Genomic DNA, 19,860 nt, shown 5'->3' with positions numbered 1-19,860 from the left:
CCGATGCATTACGCCACCTTTAACCACGTTTGGGCGTCGCTGCTGTTGGAAGAGCTGTACCGCTGGGGGCTGCGCGAGGTAGTCGTGGCGCCGGGCTCGCGCTCCACCCCGCTGACCATGGCGGCCAGCGAGCACGCCGGGCTGCGCTGCCATACTCACTTCGACGAGCGCGGGCTGGGGTTCATGGCGCTGGGCCTGGCCCGAGGCGCCCAGCAGCCGGTGGCGGTGATCACCACGTCCGGAACGGCGGTGGCCAACCTTTATCCGGCCGTGGTGGAAGCCGCGCTGCTGGGTGTGCCGCTGGTGATTCTGTCTGCCGACCGGCCCATCGAGCTGCTGGATAACGGCAGTAACCAGGCCATCGACCAGCGGGATATCTTCGCCCGCCACACGGTGGCGCACCACGACTTGCCGACCCCCAGCCGCGAGATTCCCGCCGCCTATTTGCTCAGCACGATCGACCAGACCATGGCGCGGCAGCACCGCCTGCCGGGCCCGGTGCACTTCAACTGCCGCTACCGCGAACCGCTCTACCCCTCCGCCCCGCCCGTGGCGGCCAGCGACTACCTGGCGCCGCTTTCGCGCTGGCAGCACAGCGCTGCCCCCTGGAGCGCCTGGCAAACCGCCCCCGCCGCCTTGCCGGTGGCATGGCCCGCCGCCTTCACCCGGCAGCGTGGGGTAATCGTGGTGGGGCGCATCGATGACCCTCAACAGGCGGCCCCCATTGCGGCCCTGGCCGAGCAGTTGGGCTGGCCGCTGCTGGCCGACCTGCAAAGTCAGCTGCACGGCGACCCGCGCCACCTGGTGCACATGGACCTGGCCCTTCAGGACCCGCAGGTCAGTGCCGAGCTGGGCCGCGCCAACGTGCTGCTGCAGTTTGGCGGCAGGCTGATTTCCAAACGCCTGACCCAGATGATTGCAAGCCACCCCTGGCAGCAGGCGTGGCTGGTCGACCCGTTGCCCCAGCGTCTGGACCCGGACTTCACCCTTACCCAGCGGCTAGTGTGCACGCCCGCCGAGGCCATCGCCACGCTGCCCGCCGGGCCCGCCCAGCCCCCCTGGCATACCCTGGCACGCCTTCAGCAGCGCACCCGCCAGGGCATCGAACGCTATACGGCGGAGTTTTCCGAGCTGGGGGTGTGTCATCAGCTGGCCCAACTGGCCAGAGGGGCGCTGTTCGTGGGCAACAGCCTGCCCGCCCGGCTGATGAACATGCTGGGCTCTACCCGTTCGACGCCGCTGCGGGTGATGGCCAATCGCGGGGCTTCGGGCATCGATGGGCTGCTGGCCACTGCGTACGGGCTGGCCTGCACGACCGATGAACCCACCACGGTGATTCTGGGCGACACCAGCGCGCTTCATGACCTCAACAGCCTGGCGCTGCTGGCCAGGGCCCAAGCGCCGCTGGTCGTGGTGGTGCTGAATAACGATGGCGGCAGCATTTTCCACATGCTGCCGGTGCCGGACGAGGGCGACCTGCTGGAGCGCTACTATCGCCAACCCCACGGGCTCGCGTTCGAGCATGCGGCGCGCATGTTTCATCTGAACTATGCCGCACCGACCACGCTGGCGGCGTTTTGCGAGGCCTACACCCAGGCGCTGGAAGCCGGGGTGACGCTGATCGAGGTCACGGTGCCCCATCAGCAGGCCACCGATGCGCTGCAGGCTCTGGGCGCGTGGCTCCGGGAGGCAGCCCATGCATCCTGACCCTTCGCCGCCCTTTACGCTGGTAATGCTGCACGGCCTGCTGGGCGATAGGGACGATTGGCAGGCGCTTGGCGAGGCGCTGGAACAAGTGCTGCCGGGCGTGCGCTGCCTGGCGCTGAACCTGCCGGGGCATGGGCAGCCCACCACGCCTGCAGTAGGCTCTTTTGCGGATGTTCATGACTGGCTCAGCGGCACGCTGGCCGAGGCGGGCGTGGGGCGTTATGGCCTGCTGGGCTACTCCTTGGGTGGCCGGCTGGCGCTCTATCATGCCAGCCAACGGCCCGCCGGTCTGGAGGCGCTGTGGCTGGAGAGCGCGCACCCCGGGCTGGCCGCGCCAGAGCGGGAAGCGCGCCGCGCCCACGATGAGCACTGGGCGCAGCGTTTTGAACAGTCGCCGCTGGTCGACGTGCTGACAGCATGGTACCAGCAGCCGGTGTTTGCCGATTTGACGCCAGCACAGCGCCAGCGTCAGATTCAGCGCCGGTTGGCCAACCATGGCCCCGCCGTGGCGCACATGCTGCGGGCCACCTCGCTGGGTCGGCAGCCCTCTCTCTGGCAGTGGCTGGCCGAGACCGAGCTGCCGGTTGGCTATTTCTCCGGCCTGCGGGACCCTAAGTTCAACACCCTGGCCAATCGCCTGACGCAGCACGCGCCGCGCCTGCGCCACTGGGCGCTGCCGGGCGGCCATAACCTGCACGTGGAACACCCCAAGGCCATGGCAGGGCACTTGTCACAGCAACTGGCACAGCACTTGGCACAGACGCTGCCGCGCTGAGGCGCGGCAAGCGCATGGTGCACTGAGTCAGTACATGGCTCACTGAATCAGCAGTAGCCAGGGCAGGCCAATGGCCAGCCAGGCCACCAGGAACAGCAGCCCGAAGATGGCCCCCAGGCGCCAGTACAGTGCGCTGGGCAAGTATCCGCTGCCGTAATACACCGGGCTGGGGCCGGTGCCATAAGGGGTCAGGATGCCCATGAAGCCCAAGGTGGGCAGCAACAGCAGAATGAACAGCTGCATGTCCAGCCCGGCAATGCCCGACGCCGCCGCCAGCATGACCGGCAGCAGGGCGGTGACGTGGGCGGTGACGCTGGCGAAGAAGTAGTGCAGGACATAGAAGATGACCACCAGGGCGACCATGGCCAGCAGCGGGTCGAAGTGGCTGATCTGCCCACCCACCACGTTACCGAACCAGCCCACGAAGCCCACCTGGCTCAAGCCGCCCGCCAGAGCCACCAGGGTGGCAAACCACACGAAGGTGTTCCAGGCGGCGCGGTTGTCGAGAATGTCGTTCCAGCTCACCATGCCGGTCAGCAGCATGCCGCAGATGACCACCAGCCCCACCAGCGACGCCGATACCCGGTCGCCAGCGAAGATCCATAGCAGCAGCGCGGTGACCACCATGATGACCAGCACGATTTCGTGGCGGGTCAGCGGGCCCAGGTTCTGCAGTTCCCCTTCCGCCCAGTCGGAGATCTCATGCCCGGCCTTTACCTCCGGGGCGCACAGCCAGTAGCACAGCAGCGGCACCAACAGCAGCAGAAGGACCCCCACCGGCACCACCGCCATGAACCACTGCCCCCAACTGATATGGATGCCCGTGGCGCTTTCGGTGAGCGCGATGGCCAGCAGGTTCGGCGCCAGGGCGGTGAGAAACATCGAGCTGGTCACGCAGGTGGCCGCAATGGCGGTCCACATCAGGAAGCTGCCCATACGCTTCATGCTGGGGTCGTTGGGGTGCGAGTCATACAGCGGCGGCAGGTTACGAATGACCGGATAGATGGTGCCTGCGCTGCGCGCCGTATTGGAGGGCGTAAAGGGGGCCAGAATGCCATCGGCGATCATCACCGCGTAGCCCAGGGTCAGCGTGCGCTTGCCCATGGCGTGCACCAGCCACAGCGAGATCCGCCGCCCCAGCCCGGTCTTTTCATACCCCAGGGCAAACATGAAGGCACCGAAAATCAGCCAGACGGTAGCGTTGGTGAACCCCGAGACCGCCCAGGCGAAGGCCTGGTTGGCGGCGTTGAAGCCGTCATTGGCCAGCTGCTCCGGGGAGAACAGCACCCAGCGGGAAAGCAGCGCCACCAGGGTAATGCCAACCAGCCCGATGACCGCGCCGGGCAGGGGTTCCAGAATCAGGCCGACCACGCAGCCCATGAAGATGGCAAAGAAGTACCAGGCATGGGGCGGTAGCCCGGCCGGGGTAGGCAGCAGGGCGATCACCAGCGTGGTGGCCAGTGGCGCGAGCAGCGGCCAGCGAGTGCGGAGCGAAGCGCTGAGGTTCATGGCGACCTCTCGATAAGTTATCGGCAAGCCGTAGCGCCTTGCCTGAGTGAGCACAGCAGAGATGAGGTTCAGCGTGGTGTTTCACGGGTGTCAGGGAAAGCATAGGCAAGGCAAGTCGCGGTTTATTTGATCTACATCAATCATGCTTTAGATCAAGGCCGAGGGCCTGTCGGGCTGTGATAACGTCGCTTCATCAGCAGGGCGGCAGGCCGTGCGCAGGCCGGAATCGCGTCATGAGAAGTACGTCATGAGAAGTCCGTCATGAGAAGTGCAGCCGCACAAGGGGGTGCCATGCAGCAGCAGGATGTGGATATCGTCATCGTCGGCGGTGGGGGCGCGGGCCTGCGGGCCGCCATCGCGGCCGCCGAGCAGGCCAAACAGGGCGGTCACGCGCAGCGCATCGCGCTGGTGTCCAAGGTGTATCCCATGCGTTCCCACACGGTGGCAGCCGAAGGGGGCGCGGCGGCGGTGACCAGTGATGAGGACTCGTTTCAGGCGCACTTCGACGACACGGTTTCCGGAGGCGACTGGCTGGTGGAGCAGGGCGTGGTGGACTACTTCGTGCGCCACGCCTACCAGGAACTGGTGCAGATGGAGCGCTGGGGGTGCCCCTGGAGCCGCCAGCCCGACGGCCGCATACAGGTGCGCCGCTTTGGTGGCATGAAAACGGCGCGCACCTGGTTTGCTGCCGACAAGACCGGCTTCCATATGCTGCACACGCTGTTTCAGACCTCGCTGAAATACCCCGAGATCGAACGCTTCGACGAGTACTTCGTACTGGACCTGGCCGTGCACGAAGGGGCCGTGGTGGGCGTCATTGCCCTGCAGGTCGCCACGGGCGAGCTGCTGCTGTTGCGTGCCAAGGCGGTGGTGCTGGCCACCGGCGGGGCCGGGCGGCTGTTCCGCTTCAATACCAATGCGGGCATCGTCACCGGTGACGGCATGGCCATGGCCTACCGCCACGGCGTGGCGCTGCGCGACATGGAGTTCGTGCAGTACCACCCCACCGGCTTGCCCGGCTCGGGCATCCTGATCACCGAAGCGTGCCGGGGGGAAGGCGGTATTCTGCTCAACAAGGAGGGTTACCGCTACCTCCAGGACTACGGCCTAGGCCCGGAAACACCCCTGGGCAAGCCGGAAAACAAGTACATGGAGCTGGGGCCTCGGGACAAGCTTTCCCAGGCGTTCTGGCAGGAGCAGCAGGCCGGGCGTACCGGCAAGTTTGGCGACAGCGACGTGGTCTATCTCGACCTTCGCCACCTGGGCGCCGACTATCTGCATGAGCGCCTGCCGTTCATCTGCGAGCTGGCCAAATCCTATATCAATATCGACCCCGTCAAGGAGCCGATCCCTATTCGGCCTGCGGTGCACTACACCATGGGCGGCATCGAAACCGATCCCGAGTGCGAAACGACCATTGCGGGCCTATACGCCGCCGGGGAGTGTGCATCGGTAGGCCTGCATGGGGCCAACCGGCTGGGCTCCAACTCGCTGACCGAGCTGCTGGTTTTTGGCCGTTTGGCCGGGGAGCAGGCCAGCCAGCGGGCTGCCCGCACCGACTGGGTGGCGCTGCCGGTCTTGCAGGCGCAGGCCCAGCGGCAGCAGGCGCGGCTGGCCACGCTCTGCGATGGCCAGGGCAGCGGTGAATCCTGGGTGACGCTCAAGCACGCCATGGTGCAGGCCATGGAGAGCGGCTGCGGCATTTACCGCACCGAAGCAGGCATGCAGCAGGCGTTGGACACCCTTCGCCAGCTGCGCCAGCGCTATGCCCAGGTGCGGGTCAGTGACACCAGCAAGATATTCAATACCGAGCTGCTGGAGTGCCTGGAGTTTGGCTATGGGCTGGAGATCGCCGAGGCGTCGTGCCTGGCCGCCTTGGAGCGCCGCGAATCCCGGGGTGCCCACCAGCGCCTGGACGAGGGCCTGCAGGCCCGTGACGATGTGGGCTATCTCAAGCATAGCCAGGTGTTTTACCAGGGTGACGCGCCCGCCGAGCTGCGCTGGCAGGCGGTGGATACCCGCTTTTCGGCCCCGGCCGCTCGGGTTTACGGGGATGCGGCCAAGGGAGGCAAGGCATGAACAAGCACATCAGCATCAAGCGTTACCTGCCCGACAGCGCAGCGGAACCCTACTGGCAAACCTACGACGTGGCGGTGGAGGACAGCACCTCGCTCCTTGATGCGCTGAACCATATCAAGGAACAGCAGGACAGCACGCTAAGCTACCGCTGGTCTTGCCGAATGGCGATTTGTGGCTCCTGCGGCGTCATGGTCAACGGTATTCCCAAGCTGGGCTGTAAAACCTTCCTGCGCGACTACCCTGACGAGATTCGTATCGAACCGCTGGCGCACTTCCCCGTGCAGCGGGACCTGGTCGTGGACATGGCGCTGTTCCTGGAGCACCTGGCGTCGGTGAAGCCCTACCTGATCGAACAGGACACGGTGCAGACCTTCGATCCCGGCCAGGCGCAGCCCCATGTGCAAACGCCTGAACAGCTGGCGCGCTATCGGCAGTTTGCCAACTGCATCAACTGTGGCCTGTGCTATTCGGCGTGCCCGCAGTTTGGTTTGAACCCGGAGTTTCTGGGGCCTGCGGCGCTGACCCTGGCGCACCGTTACAACCTAGACAGCCGGGACCAGGGCAAACGCCAGCGCATGGCGCAGCTCAACCGCCACGATGGTGTCTGGAGCTGTACCTTCGTGGGCTTCTGCTCGCAGGTATGCCCCAAGCACGTCGACCCGGCCGCTGCGGTCAACCAGGGCAAGGTCGAGGCCGCCAAACATACGCTGATCGCGCTGTTCAAGGGGTAGGGGTAACCAAACCGCGTTGCCGTGCGGCAGGTTTCCGCGAGGGCGCTGTGAACCCATCCATGGGCGCTACTTTCGCCATCCTTGGCGAAAGACCCTCGCTACAACCTGCCCCACTCAACGGTATCGGATATCCGTCACTAACTGAGATAGCCCAGTTAGAAAAGGCGTAGGAGATTAGATATGGAAAAATCATCATCACAACGGCTGCCGCCCCTGAAGCGCAACTGGTGGCTGAAGCACGGCTTCTTCAAGCGCTATATGCTGCGCGAAGCCACGGTGGTGCCGCTGGTGTTTTTCATTCTCTGCCTGTTGGCAGGGGTGTTCGCGCTGTTGCAGGGCCCGGCGAGCTGGCAGGGCTGGGTGGCCTTCATGGGCTCGCCGCTGGTGCTGCTGCTGAATGCGCTGGCGCTGGTGGCCAGCCTCTATCACGCGGCCACCTTCTTCGTGCTGTTTCCTCGGGTCATGCCGCTACGCGTGGCGGGGCGCAGCGTGCCCGCTGGTGCCATCGTTGCTGGCCAGTGGGCGGGAGTCGTGGCAGTGGCGGTCGTGTTGTTCTGGCTCTTGGGGAGGGTGGGCGCATGAAAACCTCACATCAAAAAGCAACCCTGGGTCAGCCACGGCAAGCCTATGACGAACCCCTGTGGTGGGGGCTGTTCAGTGCCGGGGGCGTCTGTTTTGCCGTGGTCTTGCCTGCGGTGATTCTGTTCATCGGGCTATTGCTGCCGTTGGGCCTGCTGCCCGCCGAGGCGCTTGGCCACGAGCGGGCCTCCCGCCTGCTGTTCAGCCTGCCCGGCGTGCTGTTCATCGGCGCCGCCGTGTGCTTGCCGCTGTTTCATGCCGCCCACCGGCTGCGCCATGGCCTATTCGACCTGAGCCTGGGCCAGGACACCCGCAACAAATGGCTGATGTACGGCCTGGCGTCCCTGCTGAGCCTGTTGGCGCTGGCTCTGGTGATCGTGGGCTGGCTGCGCTGAGGCCCGCTCGCGAATATGGTCGTATCAAAAATAATGCACACCCCTGATAAAGCACGAGGTCAGCATGATCGAAGGACTCACGGAACAGGCGCTGTATGCCCCCATCAAGTGGCAGGACGCCTCGCAGGAGTACCAGGACATCCTCTATCACACCGCTGAAGAGGGTATTGCCCGGATCACCATCAATCGCCCTGAGGTGCGCAATGCGTTTCGCCCGCAAACGGTGAGCGAGATGATCCATGCCCTGGGCCGCGCGCGCCACGACAGCGCCATTGGCGCGATTCTGCTGACCGGGGCGGGCGAACAGGCCTTCTGCTCTGGGGGCGACCAGCGCATTCGCGGCGACTACGGCGGCTACCGCGACGAGGCGGGCACCCATCACCTCAACGTGCTGGATTTCCAGCGTGACATTCGCACCTGCCCTAAGCCGATCATCGCCATGGTGGCGGGCTACGCCATTGGCGGTGGCCACGTGCTGCACATGATGTGTGACCTGACCATCGCCGCCGACAACGCCGTTTTTGGGCAAACGGGCCCCAAGGTGGGGTCGTTTGACGGGGGCTACGGGGCTGCCTACATGGCGAGAATCGTCGGCCAGAAAAAAGCCCGTGAAATATGGTTCCTGTGCCGACAGTACAGCGCCGCCCAGGCGTTGGAGATGGGGCTGGTGAACCACGTGGTGCCGGTGGCCGAGCTGGAGCGAGAGAGCGTGCGCTGGTGCCGTGAAATGCTGCAGCATAGCCCCATGGCGCTGCGCTGCCTGAAAGCGGCGCTGAACGCCGACTGCGACGGCCAGGCCGGGCTGCAGGAGCTGGCGGGCAATGCCACCATGCTCTTCTACATGACCGACGAGGGGCAGGAAGGGCGCAACGCCTTCAATGAAAAGCGCCGCCCGGACTTCTCGCGCTACCCGCGCAACCCCTGATGGCGCTGGCGCTTTACCGCTACTCGCTACCGTTTCGCCAGCCGCTGATGTTCAAAGGTCAGCGGTTGGCGAGCAGAGAAGGCCTGTTAGTCACCATCAACGGCCAGTGGGGCGAGATAGCCCCTTTGCCTGGCTTTTCCCGTGAGAGCCTCGCTGACACCACCGCCGAGAGCCTGGCCTGCCTGGCGGCTATAGAGCGCGGTGAGACAGCCAAACCAACGTTACCTTCAGTACAGTTTGGTTTCGACTGCGCCCGGCACCGCTGGCCTGCTTTCCTGCCTGCTCCTCTGCCGCCCTACCCATTGCTGCAGGGCTCCCCGCAAGCGCTGATGAGTGCACTGCCGGAGCGCGCGGCCCAATGGCAGGCCGCTCCACCAGAGCGCATCAAACTGAAGGTGGCCCGCTACCCGAGCGATGCGGAGCTGGCCTTGATCGCAAGCCTCGCCAGATGGCTACCCAACACGCGGCTGATCCTCGATGCCAACGGTGGCTGGCAGCGCGAGCAGGCACTACGCTTTTGCCAGCAGCTGTCGCCCTCCCAGATCGATTACCTGGAGGAGCCCTGTGCCACGTTGGCCGACAGCATCGCCGTGGCGGACGCCACGGGCATCGACATCGCCCTGGATGAAACCCTGCAGCGCGGCACTGCCTGGGCGCCGCACCCCCGGCTGACCGCGCTGGTCATCAAGCCGACGCTGATTGGCGGGTTCGCAGCTTGCCAGGCGTTGGTTCAGCGCGCCAGGGCCCACCGCTTGCGGGTGGTGATCTCATCCAGTTTCGAATCTCAATGGGGGTTGGGGCAGTTGAGTTGCCTGGCCCGGCAGTGGGCTCCCGAGGAGCCTGCGGGGCTGGATACCGCCCAGGCGTTCAGCGAATCACTTCTCTCGCCAGCCGGTAAGTTGCGGCACGCGCGGCTGTACTGCCTCTACCACGCCGCCGCTGGCGACGACTGCAAGGAGCTTTCCCCGTGACCGAGACATGCCCCATTCACTACTGGGCCCAGCAGACGCCGGAGCATATCGCGGTGGAGGCGGGCGCGGTGCGCCTGAGCTATCGCACGCTGAACCGGCGCGTGGCATCCCTGGCCCAGCAGTTGGCCAGGCAGGGCCTGATGCCGGGCATGCCCCTTTTGGTACCCACCCGAGGGTCGTTGCAGGGCGTGCTGCTGGCCTGGGCCTGCCTGCGGGCAGGGGTGGTGTTCTGCCCGCTGAATCCGGCGTTTCCCGTGGCTCAGCAGCAGGCGCTGGCGCGGCGGATGCAGGTCACCCGGGTGTGCCAGCCGGAAAGCGACTTTGCCTACTCTTCCGAGCTGCCGCCGATCTCCCTCGACTACCGCGCGGAGGCCGACCCCGGCGAGCCACCGGTCTTGTACGCGAGCCAGCGCAGCAACACCATCCTCACCTCCGGCTCCAGCGGCCCGCCCAAGGCGGTGCTGCACCGGGTGGGGAATCATCTGGCCTCGGCGCGGGGTTCTGCATCGCTGATGCCTGTGAACCCGGATAGCGGCTGGCTGCTTTCGCTGCCGCTGTTTCATGTGGGGGGCTATGCCATTGCGTTTCGGGTCTTTCTGGCCGGGGGGCGGCTGGTGCTGGACGATGCGACTCGCCCGCTGGCTGAGCGCCTGATGCAGCAGCCTATCACCCACCTTTCATTGGTGCCGACGCAGCTTTGGCGGCTATTGAGGGAAGGCTTCGACCCTCGACACACCCAGCTCCGCGAGCTGCTGCTGGGGGGCGCGGCCATTCCCGCGCCGCTGGTCGAACGCTTGCAGCGCCTGGGGCTGACGCCCAAGGTCAGCTATGGGCTGTCGGAAATGGCCAGCCAGGTGTGTACCGGCTTGCCCTCCGACCCTGGCGTGGTGGGGCAGCCCTTGCCGGGGCGTCAGGTGCGGGTGGTGGATGGCGAAATTCAGGTCAAGGGCGACACGCTGTTCAGCGGCTATCTGGCCGATGGCGCGCTGGACCCCGCCGTCAACGACGAGGGCTGGTTCGCCACCCGCGACCGGGGCTACTTCGACGACCAGCAGGCGCTCGTCGTCGAGGGGCGGCTCGACAACGTGTTCATTTCCGGCGGTGAAAACATACAGCCAGAGAGCATCGAGCAGCGGCTGGTCGACTACCCGGGCGTGGCCCAGGCACTGGTGGTGGCCGTGCCCCACCCGGAGTGGGGCGAGCGCCCGGTGGCCTTCATCGAACCGCAAACCGATGCGCTCTGCCACAAGGCCCTGGCCGCCTGGGTACGCGAGGCGCTGCCGGGCTTCATGGTCCCCGATGCCTGGCTACCCTGGCCACCGCAGGTGGCGCTCAAACCCTCGCGCAAACAGTTCGCCGAGTTGGCACGCAGGCAGTTGGCTGACGTTTAGCCTCTGCGTCAGGCCTGTTCTGGGGGCGCGTATTCAGGTGGCGTCAATGGCGGCAAATAGCGCTCAAGCAACTGTGCAGCGTGCAGCACCTTGAGGTCCTGGTATTTTCCGGCCACCAAATGCAGGCCCACCGGCAGCCCTTGCTGATCCAGCCCGCAGGGAAGGGAAGCGGCGGGTTGCTGGGTCAGGTTGAACGGGTAGCTAAACGGCGTCCAGTCCATCCAGTCGCGATAGCGCCCGCCCGGCGGCACGTTGTGGCCTGCCGCGAAAGGCGCGATGGGCATGGTGGGCGTGACCAGCAGATCGTACTGCTCATGAAAGGCGGCCATGTGGGCGGTCAGTTCGCTGCGCTCACGGCGGGCGGCAAGGTAGGCGGAAAGTGAGACGTCCTGCCCGCGCCGTGCAATCTCCAGAAAGCCAGGATCGAGCGCGGCTTGCTGCCGTGCATCGAGCTTTTCGACGGCCTGGGTGGCGCCTGCAAACCATAGTGTGTTGAACGTCCTGAGCGGATCGCTAAAGCCAGGGTCGATGCGGTCGACGGTGGCGCCCAATGCTTCCAGGTAACCGACGGCTTCTTCAACGCGCTGGGCGATATCCGGCGCGACGTCTACGTAGCCGAGATTGGCGCTAAAGGCGATGCGCCAACCCTGCAGGCTGGCCGGAGGGGGCGTAAGCCAGTCGGGCCCGCTGGGGTTGCCAGCGTAGCCATCCCGAGCATCCGGCTGGGCCATCACGCTCAGCATCAGGGCGCTATCCCTTGCTGTGCGCGTCATGGGGCCCAGATGCGACAGGGTGCTCATGGCGCTGGCGGGCCACTGGGGGACCCAGCCAAAGGTGGGCTTGATGCCAAAGGTGCCGGTAAAGCTGCAGGGAATACGAATGGAGCCGCCTGCGTCGCTGCCCTGATGAAGCAGGCCCAGGTTCAGCGCCGCGGCCGCCCCCGCACCGCCGGATGACCCGCCGGGTGTGAGATCAGTGTTCCATGGGTTGCGGGTAATACCGTGCAGCGGGTTGTCGGTGACGCCTTTCCAGCCAAACTCGGGCGAGGTGGTTTTGCCGATCACGATGGCCCCGGCATTGCGCAGGTGGCGGCTGATGGGCGCGTCTATCTCCCAGGGGCCATCCGGTGCCGTGGTCGTCGACCCCAGCCGAGTCGGCAGCCCTTTGGTCAAGGTCAGATCCTTGATGGTCACGGGAATCCCGTCCAGCGGCCCGCAGGGCGCCCCGGCCTGCCAGCGCCGAGTGGACTCGGCGGCTAATTGGCGGGCCTGTTCTCCGTTGACACAGCTGAAGGCATTGACCCTGGGGTTATCTCGTTCGATGCGGGCCAGGCAGTCCTCCACCAGCGTCTCCGGCGAGAGCGATCTCTCTCTGAAGCGCGCCAGAGCGTCCACGGCCGTCAGGGTTGCTAAGGTGTCTGCCATGCTATTCGCCATCCTCGATACCTGCCGCTTCCAGCATGGCGTGCAGCAGCACGTTACAGCCTGCGTGGACGTGTTCGGGCGTGGCGCTTTCGATCTCGTTATGGCTGATGCCATCCTTGCAGGGTATGAAGATCATCGCGGCGGGGGCAACACGGCCAATGAACATCGCGTCGTGGCCTGCGCCGCTGATGATATCCATGTGCGATAGCTGCAGCTTTTCAGCGGCCTGGCGCACGCTATTCACGCATGCCTGATCGAAATGCTCAGGGGCAAAATCGGCCGTCGGGGTCAGTTCGTACTCCAGCCCGTGACGTTGGCAAATCTCTTCCACGGCGCTGGCCACGGCTTGCCCCATGGCAATGAGGGCCTCGGGTTCCCAGTGGCGCATGTCCAGGGTCATCTTGACCTGGCCGGGAATTACGTTGCGCGAGCCCGGGTGCAGCGTCATGCAGCCCACCGTGCCGCGCCCGTGGGGTTGATGCTCATGGGCAATCCGGTTGAGTGCCTGGGTGACTTCTGCCGCGCCCATCATGGCATCCCGGCGCAGGTTCATGGGCGTGGGCCCTGCATGGGCTTCGAGCCCGGTCAGGGTCAAGTCGAACCACTTCTGCCCAAGCCCGCCGATGACCACGCCAATGGTGGTGTCGGTATCTTCGAGAATGGGGCCTTGTTCGATGTGAGGCTCGAAATATGCCTTGATCTCGTCCGGCGACACCTCATCCTGGCCGCGATAGTGAATGGCATCCAGAGCGTCGCTCACCGTGATGTCGTCGGCGTCGGTGCGCGCCATCATGGCATCGAACGCCAGTTCGCCGGTAAAGACGCCAGAGCCCATCATGCAGGGAGGAAAGCGGCAGCCCTCTTCGTTCGTCCAGGCGACCACTTCGATGGACGAGCGCGTGGTGATGTTGTGCTGGTTGAGCGTGCGAATGACTTCAAGACCCGACATGACACCGAAGCAGCCGTCGTATTTGCCGCCGGTGGGTTGGGTATCCAGGTGGCTGCCCGCCATGACTGTCTTGGCACTGGGGTCGCTGCCTTCCCGGCGGGCAAAAATATTGCCGATATTATCAATGCGGATCGTGCAGCCCTCGGCACGGCACCACTGAATAAACAGGTCGCGGCCCTGGCGCTCCAGGTCGGTCAATGCCTGACGGTTCACGCCGCCCTTGGGCGTGGCCCCTAGTTTGGCCATCTCCATGAGCGACGCCCAAAGGCGGTCGCTGTCGGTACGTAGGTCGGTGCGGTGGCTGGGGGTAACGTAGGTGTTCATCTCATGTCTCCTCGCCGAATCAAACGGCGGTATATTCCGTTGGCAGATCGTGCAGCTTGGATCGATGGTGCGAGTTATTCGTTAGTGCGGTGCTGACCAGCATCTGGGCGGCCATTTCCGTTTCCAGTGCGCTCATGTGGTGCTCGGCATCGGCCATGTGCTCGGCCATGATGCGTCGCACACGCGGGGTATCTTCCGCGCGGTAGGCGTCCACCAGCTGGCGGTGGTAATCCTGGTTGGCGTGATCGAACTGCTTGCGCTCGGGCACGTAGGCTTTTTTGATCACCACGAGATCGCGCAACATGTCGTTCAGAAACTGGCACATGAAGGCGAGCAGGGGGTTTGGGCAGGCATGGGCCAACCGTTGATGAAACTCCAGCTCCAGAAAGCGCTGGTGCCGGTGGTCGTCTTCATCACTGGCGCAGCAGGCGCAGGCCGCCATGTTGGCTTCCAGCTGCTGGAAGTCATGTTCGGTGAGCCGTCCCACGACCGAAGCGGCCAGCTCGACTTCCAGCAGTTTGCGTAGCTGGTACACCTGCTTGCCATCCAACTGCTGGAAGTGCAGGAAGTTACGCAGCATGCGGCTGGCAGGCTCCATGCTCGGCTGATTGATGACCGCGCCCCCTTTGGGCCCGGTCTTCAACGTGATGAGCCCCTCGACTTCGAGAATCTTGAGCGCTTCGCGCACGGTGCCCTTGGCGCTTCCGTAAAGCTCCATCAGCGCTTTTTCGTTGGGTAGCCGGTCGCCTTCCCCCAGCGACTCTGCGGCTATCCAGCGCTTGATGTCGTCACTGATCAGCTCGGCGAGCTTGGGTCTGCGCGGCGCGGCAGCAGGGGCTTGAGTCATCGACCCACTCCTTATTTGCGATTAGCGCTGGTGGACACTGCCTGGGAGTAGGCGGGCAAGCGCTCTGGGTGATACTCGGCATCGTAGTCATGGCGTGCTTGGGTAAAGCGTTCCACGACGGCGGTATCGCGGCGGTTCAGCACGTGGCTGAGTGCCACGAACAGCGCTGCATTCAGCAGCAAGCCCCAGACCCCGGCGTGGTAGCCAAAGGGGGCGCTTAGCGGGCCAAAGGTCATGAGCAGGACACACGCCACCCCTGCCCACAAGCCCACCAGTGCGGCCGTGGGATGGGCCTTTTTCCAGGTGATGGCACCGAGGGTGGGAATGATCAACTGGGCCGTGCCCGCCAGTGCTGCAATGCCAATGGTGACCAGTACGCCCGGCACGGTCAGCGCCATGATGTAAGCGGCCAATGAGAAGCCCACCAGCGAAAGACGGCCGATGTAGACGATGCGTGCCTGGGTGGCATCGCGGTTCACGTAGCGTTTGTAGATATCCATCGTCACCACGGTGGATACTGCGTGAATCTGCGAGTTGGCCGTGGACATGGCCGCCGAAGCGCCCGCCGCCATGATCAGCGACGCGAGCAGGTAAGGCGCATACTCCATGAGCATGATGGGCAGAATCTGGTCGGGGTTGGCGATGTTGGGCTCGAGCAGTACGCCCGAATAGCCAGAGAGAACCGAGCCCACATAGGCAAAGGCTGCCAGACCCAGCAAAAATGGCATCAAGTTGAACAGCTTGCCGTGTTTGACCGAGTACATGCGCAGCCAGATTTGTGGGCCCATGAAGGCCCCGATAGCGGTAATGGCAAACAGCGAGAACCACATGGGGTAGCCCATCGTGCCGTTCGGCCCTGGCATGGTGAGATGCTCGGGGGAGCTCTGTTGAAGCTGACCGAACAGCGCCGTTGGGCCACCCACCTGGGTCGAGATGTAATAGCCTGCGTAGAGCATGCCGAAGAACAGCAGCGCGCCATAGATCACGTCGGTCCAGGCAATGGCACGAATGCCGCCAATCCACACGTAGATAATGATGATGAAGTAGAAAAGCAGGGCCGCTAGCCAGAAAGGGATCAGCCCGCCGGAGGCGACTTCGATTAAATAGGCGCCGCCGGTTAGCTGGATCTGCAAATAAGGCACGGTGAAAATCAGCGTAATCGCCGCCACGGTAATACGCAGCGCTTCGCTGTTATAAAAATCACCGATCAAGTCTGAAGGCGTTAAATAGTTGAATCGTTTGCCTAAAAACCAAACTCGTTTGCCAATCCAGTAGTACATGAAGCCAAACAGCAGGTTCCAGGCTAACGCAGTAAGAAATACGGGCCCGTTGGTATAAAACGTGGCATTGGAGCCAAGGAACGCGAACGCGCTCCACCAGGTGGCGGCCACGGTAAAAAACACCGCGATGCTGCCCATGGCACGACCCTGGACAAAGAAGTCCTCGCTGGTTTCCTGTGACTGTCGAGCCGATAACACGCCCACCATGAGTGGGATGATCATAAAGGCTGCAATGATGATTAAGCTGCCGGTCATGGTGACCCCCTTTTCTTACCGCTGCTGAGTGGCGTGAACAGACGACGGTTCAGGGCTACCCCAGTTGGTGAAGTAAGCCACCAGAAATAGCGACGTCAACGCAAACCACCAGAAAAGGTTCCAGACCAGTAGAAAGGGGAGTCCCAGCACCATGGGCTCTATGCGATTAGCCAGCATGATGACGGGGCTTTCCAGCATGAAGAAGCTGAAAATCATACCGCCATAAAGCGATAGCTTGAGCGGAGTTACGTGTTTCATAGCGATTTAGCCCTTTGTTTATATTGAGTTCATGAGCTTTGTTTCAAACGTTGACGCGCTAGCAGCCTTCTTTGTAGGCCGAGTTTCAGGCGCAGATTAACGTTTGGGCATGTTCCAATTTTTTATTGTATTTATTCGTATAAATATAATGGTTAGGCCGATTTTGCGTCTTCGTCAAGCGCTGGCAAGTCCTCAGCGCGCGCTATTACGTATCTATTCCCTAACGTGAACAAAAGAAAAGCGTAATTTTACATACGTGTCGAGTGGCGCATGCTGGCTGCATGCCATATTGCCAGGCAGCCAGACATGAGGAGACGAACACCATGTTGGACGTACAACGACAATCCGCCACGCAGGCCGCCGAGCACGCATCCCGTGATGGGGGGGCGTCTGCGCCGCTGAATCAGCACTATTGGATGCCCTTTAGTGCCAACCGGGACTTCCGTGCCAACCCGCGCATGATTGCGGGCGCCGAAGGGCGTTATTACATCGATGACCAGGGGCGCAAGCTGTTCGATTCGCTCTCTGGCCTGTGGACCTGCGGGGCGGGCCATAACCGTGAAGAGATTCAAAAAGCGGTAGCGGCGCAGTTGGGCACGCTGGATTTTGCCCCCGGCTTTCAGATGGCCCACCCGTTGGCGTTCAAATTAGCGGAAAAGGTCACCAGCTTAACGCCTGCCGGGCTGGATCACGTGTTTTTCACCAACTCCGGCTCAGAAGCCGCCGATACCTCGGTCAAGATGGCCAAGGCGTATTGGCGGTTGAAGGGTAAGCCGGAAAAAACCCGCATGATTGGCCGCGCCAAGGGCTACCACGGGGTGAATATCGGCGGCACCAGCCTGGGGGGCATTGGCGGTAACCGCAAGCACTACGGCCAGTTGATGGACGTGACGCACCTGCCCCATACGCTGCAAGCGGGCCATGCCTATACCCGTGGCCAGGCGGAAACCGGTGCTGAGCTGGCCGATGCGTTGCTGGATCAAATTGCCTTGCACGATGCGTCGACCATTGCCGCCGTGATCGTGGAGCCCATGTCGGGCTCGGCGGGGGTGATCGTGCCGCCCAAGGGCTACTTGAATCGGCTGCGGGAAATCTGCACCGCCCACGATATTCTGCTGATTTTCGATGAAGTCATTACCGCCTTTGGCCGCAGCGGTGCCACCACTGGTGCCGAAGCGTTTGGCGTCACGCCGGACATCATGAACGTGGCCAAGCAGATCACCAATGGAGCGGTGCCCATGGGGGCCGTGATCGCCTCCCGGGAGATTTTCGACACCTTCATGCACGCCGGTGGCCCGCAGCATGCCATCGAGTTTCCCCATGGTTACACCTACAGCGCTCACCCCGTGGCCTGTGCTGCTGGCCTGGCGGCGCTGGAGCTGTTCGAGCGTGAGGACTTCCCCGCTCAGGTCAGTGCGATTGCCCCGGTGTTCGAGCAGAAACTGCACGCCCTGAAAGGCCGCCAACATATCGTCGATATTCGCAACTACGGCCTGGCCGGTGCCCTGCAGCTTGCGCCGCGTAACGGCGACCCGACGATTCGCCCCCGCGATGCCCATATGGCGCTGTGGGAAGCCGGTTTTTACGTGCGCTACGGCGGTGACACCCTGCAGTTCGGCCCTCCCTTTGGCACCACGGAAGCCGAGCTTGAGCGTTTGTTCGATGCCGTCGCCAGTACCCTGGATTCCTTGGCATAACCTTGGCCCACCCTGTTTCGGAGTTTCATGATGAGTGTTGTTTCCCACCTGATTAATGGTGAACTGGTGGAAAGCCAGCGTACGCTGGACGTGACCAACCCCTCCACGGGCAAGGTGGTTCGCCAAGTGGCGGATGCCAGCGCGGCGGATGTGGAGCGGGCGATTGCTGCGGCTCAGGCGGCGTTTCCTGCCTGGCGTGATACGCCGCCCGCCAAGCGTGCTCAGGTCATGTACCGCTTCAAGCAGCTGCTGGAAGAGCACGCCGACCGCCTGGTGCAGCTGGTCAGCGAAGAGCATGGCAAGACGGTGGAAGACGCCATGGGCGAGTTGAAGCGTGGCATTGAAAACGTCGAATACGCCTGTGGCGTGCCGGAGCTGCTGAAAGGCGAGTACTCCCACAACGTGGGGCCGGGTATCGATGCCTGGTCCAACTTCCAGCCGCTGGGCGTGGTGGCGGGTATTACGCCATTCAACTTCCCCGCCATGGTGCCGCTGTGGATGTACCCCATGGCGATTGCCTGCGGTAATACCTTTATCCTCAAGCCCTCCGAAAAAGACCCGTCGGCCGCCATGGCCGTGGCCGAACTGTTGCAAGAGGCCGGGCTGCCCAAAGGCGTGATGAACGTAGTGCATGGCGGTCGCGAAGCGGTGGAAACCCTGCTGGATGCCAAGGCCGTGAAAGCCATTTCGTTCGTGGGTTCTACCCCCGTGGCAGAGGCGATCTACTCCCGTGGCTCGGCCGCAGGCAAGCGCGTTCAGGCGCTTGGTGGCGCGAAAAACCACGCGGTGATTCTGCCGGACGCCGACCTGGAAAACGCCGCCAACACGCTGATGGGCGCCGCCTACGGCAGCTGCGGCGAGCGCTGCATGGCGATCTCGGTGGCGGTGTGCGTCGGTGATGAAACCGCCGACCGTCTGGTCGAAACCATGCTGCCCAAGATCGCCCAGTTGAAGGTGGGCCCCGGTACCGATAAAGGCCTGGACATGGGCCCGCTGGTCACCGCCGAACATCGCGATAAAGTGCTTGGGTTTATCGAAGACGGCGTTAACGCTGGCGCTTCGCTCGTGGCGGATGGGCGCGGCCTGAGCGTGGCTGGCCATGAGGAGGGCTATTTCGTCGGTGGCTGTCTGTTCGATCACGTCACTGCGGAGATGCGCATTTACCAGGAAGAGATCTTCGGGCCGGTACTCTGCGTGGTGCGGGTCGGCAGCCTGGACGACGCCATGCAGCTGATCAACGACCACGAATACGGCAACGGCACCTGCCTGTTCACCCGCGATGGCGAAGCCGCCCGCCGCTTCACCGACGGTATCGAAGTGGGCATGGTAGGGGTCAACGTACCGCTGCCCGTGCCGGTGGCCTACCACAGCTTTGGCGGCTGGAAGCGCTCGCTGTTTGGCGACCTCCACGCCTACGGCCCAGACTCGGTGCGCTTCTACACGCGCCGAAAAGCGGTTTCCCAACGCTGGCCCTCCGTCAGCGAAGCCACCCGGGCGGAGTTCTCGTTTCCCACCAACCAGCGTTGACGCGATGCGCTAACTACGCCATCTTCTCTGCACCACCGCCTGCCTCCTTGTGGGGCGGTGGTGCAGTTTTTGGTGCGTATTGTGAGAGGGTGTTTACAAATGTCACGAGGGACGGCCAGGCAAGGCGAAATCAGCCGAAAAAGCGCAGTTTACGAGGTGTAAATGAGCATTTTGAGGTTGGTTTCAACGCCGCATGGCCTAGCGCAGTAGTTTGTAAACACTCTCTGAGCGGACGGT

General features: G+C 63.6%; 17 protein-coding genes. 11 read left to right on the top strand and 6 right to left on the bottom strand.

From position 1 onward, the window contains the following. Positions 1 to 3: 3 nt before the first annotated feature. Both menD and menH read left to right on the top strand, forming a co-directional pair. Positions 4 to 1,707 carry a 2-succinyl-5-enolpyruvyl-6-hydroxy-3-cyclohexene-1-carboxylic-acid synthase gene (gene menD / locus FEU76_RS04765; RefSeq protein WP_144980845.1) on the top strand — a complete coding sequence of 568 codons (1,704 nt, stop codon included), beginning with the start codon at positions 4 to 6 and terminating at the stop codon, positions 1,705 to 1,707. Next, a complete protein-coding gene (gene menH / locus FEU76_RS04760; RefSeq protein ID WP_144980842.1) occupies positions 1,697 to 2,482 on the top strand; it encodes a 2-succinyl-6-hydroxy-2,4-cyclohexadiene-1-carboxylate synthase in 786 nt (261 codons plus the stop codon). Before menD ends, menH begins: the two co-directional genes overlap by 11 nt. 39 nt (positions 2,483 to 2,521) lie before the next feature. On the opposite strand, the gene FEU76_RS04755 is transcribed toward menH, so the two are convergent. Beyond that, positions 2,522 to 3,991, bottom strand: coding sequence for an anion permease (locus FEU76_RS04755; protein ID WP_144980839.1), 1,470 nt, complete (start codon positions 3,989 to 3,991; stop codon positions 2,522 to 2,524). Positions 3,992 to 4,282: 291 nt separating this feature from the next. Here FEU76_RS04755 and frdA point away from each other — a divergent pair, with 291 nt between their 5' ends. The 7 genes from frdA to FEU76_RS04720 all read left to right on the top strand — a co-directional run bounded on the left by frdA (position 4,283) and on the right by FEU76_RS04720 (position 11,062). Further along, positions 4,283 to 6,070, top strand: coding sequence for a fumarate reductase (quinol) flavoprotein subunit (gene frdA, locus FEU76_RS04750; RefSeq protein ID WP_144981514.1), 1,788 nt, complete (start codon positions 4,283 to 4,285; stop codon positions 6,068 to 6,070). After that, positions 6,067 to 6,801, top strand: coding sequence for a succinate dehydrogenase/fumarate reductase iron-sulfur subunit (locus FEU76_RS04745; RefSeq protein WP_144980836.1), 735 nt, complete (start codon positions 6,067 to 6,069; stop codon positions 6,799 to 6,801). The genes frdA and FEU76_RS04745 overlap by 4 nt, the downstream gene beginning before the upstream one ends. A gap of 180 nt (positions 6,802 to 6,981) precedes the next feature. Further along, a complete protein-coding gene (locus FEU76_RS04740) occupies positions 6,982 to 7,383 on the top strand; it encodes a fumarate reductase subunit C (protein WP_144980832.1) in 402 nt (133 codons plus the stop codon). Further along, entirely contained in the window at positions 7,380 to 7,775 is a 396-nt protein-coding gene (frdD, locus tag FEU76_RS04735; protein WP_144980829.1) for a fumarate reductase subunit FrdD, read from the top strand. The genes FEU76_RS04740 and frdD overlap by 4 nt, the downstream gene beginning before the upstream one ends. Before the next feature lie 64 nt (positions 7,776 to 7,839). Continuing rightward, complete coding sequence (gene menB, locus FEU76_RS04730) at positions 7,840 to 8,700, top strand: 1,4-dihydroxy-2-naphthoyl-CoA synthase (protein WP_144980826.1); 861 nt, start codon at positions 7,840 to 7,842, stop codon at positions 8,698 to 8,700. Further along, positions 8,700 to 9,671 (top strand): o-succinylbenzoate synthase, encoded by a 972-nt coding sequence (gene menC / locus FEU76_RS04725; protein ID WP_144980823.1) that lies wholly within the window; start codon positions 8,700 to 8,702, stop codon positions 9,669 to 9,671. The genes menB and menC overlap by 1 nt, the downstream gene beginning before the upstream one ends. Next, positions 9,668 to 11,062 carry an AMP-binding protein gene (locus FEU76_RS04720; RefSeq protein ID WP_144980820.1) on the top strand — a complete coding sequence of 465 codons (1,395 nt, stop codon included), beginning with the start codon at positions 9,668 to 9,670 and terminating at the stop codon, positions 11,060 to 11,062. Before menC ends, FEU76_RS04720 begins: the two co-directional genes overlap by 4 nt. An 8-nt stretch (positions 11,063 to 11,070) precedes the next feature. On the opposite strand, the gene FEU76_RS04715 is transcribed toward FEU76_RS04720, so the two are convergent. The 5 genes from FEU76_RS04715 to FEU76_RS04695 are packed head-to-tail and all read right to left on the bottom strand — an operon-like array spanning position 11,071 to position 16,399. Next, positions 11,071 to 12,486 carry an amidase gene (locus FEU76_RS04715; RefSeq protein WP_144980817.1) on the bottom strand — a complete coding sequence of 472 codons (1,416 nt, stop codon included), beginning with the start codon at positions 12,484 to 12,486 and terminating at the stop codon, positions 11,071 to 11,073. Between the two features lies 1 nt (position 12,487). Beyond that, positions 12,488 to 13,759: a Zn-dependent hydrolase gene (locus FEU76_RS04710; protein ID WP_144980814.1), complete on the bottom strand. Its 1,272-nt coding sequence runs from the start codon at positions 13,757 to 13,759 to the stop codon at positions 12,488 to 12,490. 19 nt (positions 13,760 to 13,778) lie between these two features. Further along, the gene (locus FEU76_RS04705; protein WP_096922002.1) at positions 13,779 to 14,606 is read right to left on the bottom strand and encodes a FadR/GntR family transcriptional regulator; all 828 of its coding nucleotides are present in this window, start codon (positions 14,604 to 14,606) and stop codon (positions 13,779 to 13,781) included. 11 nt (positions 14,607 to 14,617) lie between these two features. Beyond that, positions 14,618 to 16,141: a sodium:solute symporter family protein gene (locus FEU76_RS04700; RefSeq protein WP_144980811.1), complete on the bottom strand. Its 1,524-nt coding sequence runs from the start codon at positions 16,139 to 16,141 to the stop codon at positions 14,618 to 14,620. Positions 16,142 to 16,156: 15 nt separating this feature from the next. Continuing rightward, positions 16,157 to 16,399 carry a hypothetical protein gene (locus tag FEU76_RS04695; protein WP_039175114.1) on the bottom strand — a complete coding sequence of 81 codons (243 nt, stop codon included), beginning with the start codon at positions 16,397 to 16,399 and terminating at the stop codon, positions 16,157 to 16,159. A gap of 323 nt (positions 16,400 to 16,722) precedes the next feature. On the opposite strand from FEU76_RS04695, the gene FEU76_RS04690 reads away from it, so the two are divergent. Together FEU76_RS04690 and FEU76_RS04685 are read left to right on the top strand one after the other, a co-directional pair. Further along, positions 16,723 to 18,096, top strand: a complete 1,374-nt coding sequence (locus tag FEU76_RS04690; protein WP_144980808.1) for an aspartate aminotransferase family protein — start codon at positions 16,723 to 16,725, stop codon at positions 18,094 to 18,096. A gap of 30 nt (positions 18,097 to 18,126) precedes the next feature. Continuing rightward, positions 18,127 to 19,623, top strand: a complete 1,497-nt coding sequence (locus tag FEU76_RS04685) for a CoA-acylating methylmalonate-semialdehyde dehydrogenase (protein ID WP_081194574.1) — start codon at positions 18,127 to 18,129, stop codon at positions 19,621 to 19,623. Positions 19,624 to 19,860 lie beyond the last annotated feature (237 nt).

Origin of the sequence: Halomonas sp. C22, assembly GCF_007655045.1 — a bacterium.
Lineage (GTDB): Bacteria > Pseudomonadota > Gammaproteobacteria > Pseudomonadales > Halomonadaceae > Vreelandella > Vreelandella hamiltonii.
The sequence above is the reverse complement of the archived record's forward strand: the minus strand, read 5'-3'. Positions and strand labels throughout refer to the sequence as shown.